The organism is Streptomyces sp. BE20 (assembly GCF_036322525.1).
In the GTDB taxonomy this organism is placed as follows: domain Bacteria; phylum Actinomycetota; class Actinomycetes; order Streptomycetales; family Streptomycetaceae; genus Kitasatospora.
Genome location: NZ_JAQYWW010000794.1, coordinates 33,041 through 39,540 on the forward strand (window position 1 = coordinate 33,041; position 6,500 = coordinate 39,540).

6 protein-coding genes are annotated in these 6,500 nt (G+C 72.0%); 3 read left to right on the forward strand and 3 right to left on the reverse strand.

Going from position 1 to position 6,500, the window contains the following annotated elements:
* Positions 1–100: 100 nt before the first annotated feature.
* Together PUR61_RS17115 and PUR61_RS17120 are read right to left on the reverse strand one after the other, a co-directional pair.
* Positions 101–1,315 carry a pyridoxal phosphate-dependent aminotransferase gene (locus PUR61_RS17115; RefSeq protein WP_329879718.1) on the reverse strand — a complete coding sequence of 405 codons (1,215 nt, stop codon included), beginning with the start codon at positions 1,313–1,315 and terminating at the stop codon, positions 101–103.
* A 111-nt stretch (positions 1,316–1,426) separates the two neighbouring features.
* Complete coding sequence (locus PUR61_RS17120) at positions 1,427–2,173, reverse strand: hypothetical protein (protein ID WP_329879719.1); 747 nt, start codon at positions 2,171–2,173, stop codon at positions 1,427–1,429.
* Between the two features lie 144 nt (positions 2,174–2,317).
* On the opposite strand from PUR61_RS17120, the gene PUR61_RS17125 reads away from it, so the two are divergent.
* Positions 2,318–3,034 (forward strand): prepilin peptidase, encoded by a 717-nt coding sequence (locus PUR61_RS17125; RefSeq protein ID WP_329879720.1) that lies wholly within the window; start codon positions 2,318–2,320, stop codon positions 3,032–3,034.
* A gap of 141 nt (positions 3,035–3,175) precedes the next feature.
* Here PUR61_RS17125 and PUR61_RS17130 read toward each other — a convergent pair whose 3' ends face one another.
* On the reverse strand, positions 3,176–4,795 hold the full coding sequence (locus PUR61_RS17130) for a chitinase (RefSeq protein ID WP_329879721.1): 1,620 nt from the start codon (positions 4,793–4,795) through the stop codon (positions 3,176–3,178).
* Between the two features lie 406 nt (positions 4,796–5,201).
* On the opposite strand from PUR61_RS17130, the gene PUR61_RS17135 reads away from it, so the two are divergent.
* Positions 5,202–5,996, forward strand: a complete 795-nt coding sequence (locus PUR61_RS17135) for an isoprenyl transferase (RefSeq protein WP_329879722.1) — start codon at positions 5,202–5,204, stop codon at positions 5,994–5,996.
* Between the two features lie 315 nt (positions 5,997–6,311).
* The coding region (locus PUR61_RS17140; RefSeq protein WP_329879723.1) for a PIN domain-containing protein at positions 6,312–6,500 on the forward strand (189 nt) is incomplete at its 3' end.

Genomic DNA, 6,500 nt, shown 5'->3' on the forward strand with positions numbered 1-6,500 from the left:
GACCAAGGAGATCGTCCGGACCGGGACTCCGGCCGTAGCGCTTTTCCGGCCCGCGCCCGGCCCGCGCCCGGCCTGCGGTCCCGCCCGCGCCCGGCCTGCGTCAGGGCTGCGCGTAGCCGCCGAGGAAGGTGCCGATCCGGGTGACGGCGTCGGTGATCTCCTCCGGACGCGGCAGGGTGACCAGCCGGAAGTGGTCCGGCTCCGGCCAGTTGAAGCCGGTGCCCTGGACCAGCAGGATCCGCTCGGCCCGCAGCAGGTCGAGCACCATCTGGGCGTCGTCCTTGATCTTGTAGACCTTCGGGTCCAGCCGGGGGAAGGCGTAGAGCGCCCCCTTCGGCTTGACGCAGCTGACCCCGGGGATGTCGTTGAGCAGCCGGTAGGCGGCGTCGCGGGACTCCAGCAGACGGCCGCCGGGCAGCACCAGGTCCTTGATCGACTGCCGGCCGCCGAGCGCCGCGGCCACCGCGTGCTGGGCCGGCATGTTGGCGCAGAGCCGCATCGAGGCGAGCACGGTCAGACCCTCGACGTAGCTGCGGGCGCGGTGGCGGTCGCCGGAGAGCACCATCCAGCCGGAGCGGAAGCCCGCGACCCGGTAGGACTTGGACATGCCGTTGAAGGTGACGCAGAACAGGTCGGGGGCCAGGGTGGCCAGTGGGATGTGCTCGGCGTCGTCGTAGAGGATCTTGTCGTAGATCTCGTCCGCGTAGATCACCAGCTGGTGCCGGCGGGCGATCTCGACCAGCCCCTCCAGCACCTCGCGCGGGTAGACCGCGCCGGTCGGGTTGTTGGGGTTGATGACGACCATCGCCCTGGTCCGGTCGGTCACCTTGGCCTCGACGTCGGCGAGGTCCGGGTACCACTCGGACTGCTCGTCGCAGCGGTAGTGGACGGCGGTGCCGCCGGCCAGCGAGACGGAGGCCGTCCAGAGCGGGTAGTCCGGGGCGGGGACGAGCACCTCGTCGCCGTCGTCCAGCAGGGCGGTCATGGCCAGCTGGATGAGTTCGGAGACGCCGTTGCCGAGGAAGACGTCCTCGACGTCCAGCCCGTGCAGGCCGCGCTCCTCGTAGTGCATGACCACGGCGCGGCGGGCCGAGAGCAGCCCCTTGGAGTCGCCGTAGCCGTGCGCGGAGGAGAGGTTGCGCAGGATGTCCTGGAGGATCTCCGGGGGCGCGTCGAAGCCGAACAGCGCGGGATTGCCGGTGTTGAGCTTCAGGATGCGGTGGCCCTGCTCCTCCAGCCGCATCGCCTCGTCGAGCACCGGGCCGCGGATGTCGTAGCAGACGTTGGCGAGCTTGCTGGACTGGATGACCTGCATGCCTGCCTACTTTAGGGGCAGAACCGGGCGGTCCGGCGCGTGTCGTGGGACACCCGCCGGACCGCCCGGACGCTACTGCTCAGCCACTCCTTGGATCGGGAGGCGGAGGCGTCAGCTCGCCTTCCAGATCAGTGGCTGGGTGTCCAGAACGCTGCCGAAGGTGAGGAACTGCGGCGGTGTGTCGTTGGGCACGAGATAGACGGCACACTGCTGCTGGCTCTGGCCGTCGGCGAGCGTGCCGGGCTTCTTGCCGGAGTCGCAGGCCGGGATGGACTTCAGGATGGTCGGGGCCGCCAGGATGCCGGTCGCCTTGGCGTCGGTGTTCACCTTGAACCGCATCATGAAGTACTCGTCGTTCAGCGGGGCGCCCGTCCTGTTGGTGAACGAGACGGTCACGTAGTACGGCGTCTTGCCGGCGACGTCGGCGGGCTTGAAGTTGAACGGGGCGAGGTCGGCGGTGGTGCCCTTGACCACCGAGACCGGGGTCACGTCGGCCTTGGTCTTGCCGAGGTAGCTGCCGGTGGCGGTCAGCGGCAGCGGGTTCTCGAAGGTGATCTTGCTGCCGCCCCCGCTCGCCCCGCCGACCGGGTTGCCGCTGGTGGCGGCCGAGGGGGCGGGGTTGGCGGTCGCGGTGCCGCCGCCTCCCGCCGCGCCGCCGCCGGTGGCCGCCGGGGCCCCGGTGGGTGCGGTGGTCGGCGCGCCCGTGGGGGCCCCCGCCGGAGCGCCCGCCGTGGTGCCGGCGGCGGTCGGGGCGGCGACGACGGCCGGGTCGTCGTTCTCCGGCCCGCAGGCCGTCAAAACCAGCGCCAGCGCCGCGACCGGGACGGCCGCGCGCAGAGTGGTCCGGTGCTTCGTCAAGGTGTGTCTCCCCCGTGGATGATGTGGTCGGTTGCGGCACCCGGATCAAGGGGTGCCGCCTGAGTCGGACGCGGACGGCGTCCGGCCGGTTCCTGACCGGGACCCGCCGGATCGTACCGTCGCCGCGCGGAGGGGGAGGACGTCGTGATCGCGAGCGTGGTCGGGGCCGTGCTGGCCGGTCTGCTGGCGGCGCCGGCACTGCGCGGCCTGGTGGTTCGGTACGCCGTGCCCGAGGGCGAGCCGTGGCGCACCACCTGCCCGTCCTGCGCGCGGGAGCTGCGCGGGCTGCCGCCGACCGGCCGCTGCCCGGGCTGCCGGACCGGGCTGGGCCCGGGTGCCTGGCAGGTGGAGGCGGTCACCGCCGCCGCGGCCGCCGCCGCGCTGACGGCCGGCCGGCCGTCCGATGCGCTGCTGCTGCTCTGGGCGGCCGGCGTCGGGGTGGTGCTCGGTTTCACCGACGCCCGGGTGCACCGGCTGCCGTACCCGCTGAGCTTGACGCTGGCGGCGGGGCTCGCGGTGCTGCTGACGGTGCTGGAACTGGTGGACGGCAGCCCGGACGTGCTGCTGCGCTGCCTGCTGGTGGCGCTGGCGGCCGGCGCGCTGTTCGAACTGCCGGTCTGGCTGGGACTGATGGGCCCCGGGGACAGCGTGCTGGCACTCGGCCTCGGCGCGCTGCTCGGACGGTACGGCTGGTCCGCGGCGCTGACCGGGCTGATCACGGTCGTGCTGCTGGCCGGGCTCTGGTCGGTCGGCGTGCTGGTGGCGGCCCTGGTGCGCCGGCGTCCGGTGCGCGGCCGGGAGGTGCCGATGGGTCCGTTCCTGCTGCTCGGCACCTTGCTCACGGTCCTGGTCCAGCCGTAGCGCGGGGCGGCCCCGGGCTACGGCGGACCGTGGCGCACCCGCCCCGGAAACGGCGGACGGGCCCGTCGTACCGGTCAAGGTACGACGGGCCCGGCGCCGACGCGCTGGCCCCACCCTCACGGGGCGGCGCGCCGTGGGGGATTACGGCATCTGGTGGACGAACGGGCCGACCGCGTTGGAGAACGCGTTGCCGTTGTTGGCGTCCCAGTTGGTGGACCAGGTCATCGCGCCGCGGATGGTCGGCCACTTGGCCGGCGGGACGAAGCTGCCACAGTTCTTGCCGGTGGCCAGGCAGTCCAGGGCGTTGTTCACGACGCTCGGCGAGACGTAGCCGCCGCCGGCCGCCTTGGAGGAGGCGGGGACGCCGATGCCGACCTGGTCCGGCCGCAGGCCGCCCTGGATGTGGGTGCAGACCTGGGCGGTGATGAAGTCGATGGTGCCCTGGTTGTAGACCTTGCCGTCGCAGCCGTTCATGCCGCCCGAGTTGTAGAACTGGGTGTTGACGACGGTCAGGATGTCCTTGGTGTTCAGCGCCAGCTGGAAGTAGGAGCCGGCGGTGGAGTACATCCCGATGGTCTCCGGCGCCATCGTCAGGATGAAGCTCGGGCCGACCTTGGCCTGCAGGGCGTGCAGCGCGTTGCCCAGGTGGGTCGGGTTGAGGCCGTTCTCCAGGTCGACGTCGAGGCCGTCGAAGCCGTAGTCCTTGATGACCGCGTAGGCGGTCTCGACGAAGGCGCTCGCGGCGGCCGCGTCGTTGACGTGGATGGCGCCGTTCTGGCCGCCGATGGAGATGATGACCTTCTTGCCGGCCGCCTGCTTGGCCTTCACGTCGGCCCGGAACTGGGCGTCGGTGTAGCCGCCGAGGCCCGCGGAGAGCTCCGCATCCAGCTTGAAGGTGATGGCGCCGGGGCGGTTGGCGACGGAGTCGGCGAACGAGACCGCGATGATGTCGTACGCGCTCTGGACGTCGCTCAGCTTCTGGAGGTTGTTGCCCTTGTTGTCGAAGTTGTGCCAGTAGCCGGTGACGACGTGCTTCGGCAGGCCGGTGTTGGGGTTGCCGGTGCTGGTCGCCGTGGGGGTCGGCGTGACCGTCTGGGTGGGGGTCGGGGTGACGGTCTGGGTCGGCGTCGCGGTGGCCGTGGGGGAGGCCGTCGTGGTCGGCGTGGCCGTGGCGGTCGGCGTCGGGGTGGGGGTGACGGTCGGGGTGGGGGTCGGGGTGGTGGTCCCGCCCGGGCCGCTCAGCACGACGTCGTCGGCGAGGTAGGCGCTCTGGCCGTACCAGCCGTGCAGGTAGAGGGTGAGGCTGGTGGCGTTGGCGCCGGTGGTGAAGGTGGTGGAGAGCTGGTTCCAGCTGTTCTGGTTGGACCAGGCGCTCGGGTCGGTGCCGCCGGTGCCGCGCGCGCCGAGGTAGACGTACGGGCCCTGGACCCAGGCACTGAGGGTGTAGCTGGTGTTGGGCAGCACGCTGATGGTCTGGGTGCACTCGGCGGTGTCCGCGGCGCCCGGGGTGGCCTGCAGCGCGCCGGCACCCGAGTGGACCGGGGTGGTGACGACGCGGGCGGCGCCGGTACAGGTCCAGCCGCTCAGCGAGCCGGAGTCGAAGCCACCGTTGCCGACGAGGTTCCCGGCGGCGGCGTTGGCGCCCCCGGCGAAGAGGGCGAGCCCGGTGCCGGCCAGCGCGAGGGCGGTGGCGCCGGCGGCGAGGGCGGGGAGGGGGCTGCGCCGACGCTTGTGCGCGGGCTGGTTCAGCGTACGGGCCATGGAGGTGCGCTCCTGTGGGGAGGAGCGGCCGCCGCGGTGGGGGGCGCGGCGGCCGCGTGTGGGGGAGGGGAGGTCCGCAGTACTGCCTCGGTGGGGCGGTCCGGTTGTGTTCGTTCCGCCTTGGGTCAAAAGCTGGACTAGACCATTAGTGGTCGTCAAGCATTGAACCGTCGGCTTACGGATTCCTTAAGGAATCGGAGACCGTTCCGTATCCGGCGCCCCTGTGGACACTCGGGGTTCTCGCGGGCGCCTTCCGGCCATCCGGGCCACACGCGTCGCAACAGACTCCGCACCGGACCGTGACCCTCCCGGGACCTGCGGCTTTCCTTGCCGACACAACGCGGGAGTAGGCTGCGCCGGGGGTTGTGAAGCACCCGGTGAAGTGAGCACGGAGGGGCCGAAAAGCATGGGTCTGCGCGATGTCGTCGAACGCACGCCGGGTCTGCGCACCCTGCTGGACGGGATGTACGGCCTGTACGGCCGTCGGGTCGAGGTGCACCTCGCCCGAACCCCGCACCACATCGGCGTGATCCTCGACGGCAACCGCCGCTGGGCCAAGGCGACCGGCGGGTCCACCGCCTACGGTCACCAGCGCGGGGCCGACAAGATCAGCGAGTTCCTCGGCTGGTGCGACGAGACCCACGTCAAGGTCGTCACCCTGTGGATGCTCTCCACCGACAACCTCTCCCGCCCGGCCGGCGAACTGGTCCCGCTGCTCGGGATCATCGAGGACGCCGTCACCAACCTGGCCGCCGCCCGCCGCTGGCGGGTCAACCCGGTCGGTGCGCTGGACCTGCTGCCGCAGCACACCGCCGACGTCCTCAAGAAGGCCGCCGAGGAGACCGCCGGGATCGACGGGATCACCGTGAACGTGGCCGTCGGCTACGGCGGCCGGCACGAGATCGCCGACGCCGTCCGCTCGCTGCTCCAGGAGCACGCCGGGCGGGGCACCTCGATCGAGGAGCTGGCCGAGATCCTCGACGTCGAGCACATCGCCGAGCACCTCTACACGAGGGGGCAGCCCGACCCCGACCTGGTCATCCGCACCTCGGGCGAGCAGCGCCTCTCCGGCTTCCTGCTCTGGCAGAGCGCGCACAGCGAGTTCTACTTCTGCGAGGCGTACTGGCCGGCCTTCCGGAAGGTCGACTTCCTGCGGGCGCTGCGCGCCTACGAGGAGCGGCACCGGCGGATGGGACTCTGACCCGGCGCGTACCGCGACTGCGGTCGAGAAGGCCCGGCCCGCCCGGGAGCGCCGTGCGGGCACGGCCGGAGGGGCTGCCTGAGGGGCCGCCGGGCGGGATCGGCCGCCGCCCGGGCGGAGAGCGCCGTAGGGGCTGATCTACCCGGTGGCGGGGCGAGGCCAAACGTTCACCGGCAATGATCCGTCAGTTCGCCGAGGACGCGAATGCACCGCCCCCCGCCTGGGAATACTCCAGGCAGACCGGCCCCGAGGCCACCGGGGCAGCGGGGGCCGGCTTGCCGCGGATGACGCAGGGTCATCCGCCCTGGAGGCCTAGTGGTCAGTTCCAAGAGCCGCCGGACACCAGACCGGCGCACGTACGTTCTCGACACCAGCGTGCTCCTGGCGGACCCTCTCGCCATGACCCGCTTCGAGGAGCACGAGGTCGTTCTCCCGGTGGTCGTGGTCACCGAGCTGGAAGCCAAGCGGCACCACCCCGAACTGGGCTACTTCGCCCGCCAGGCG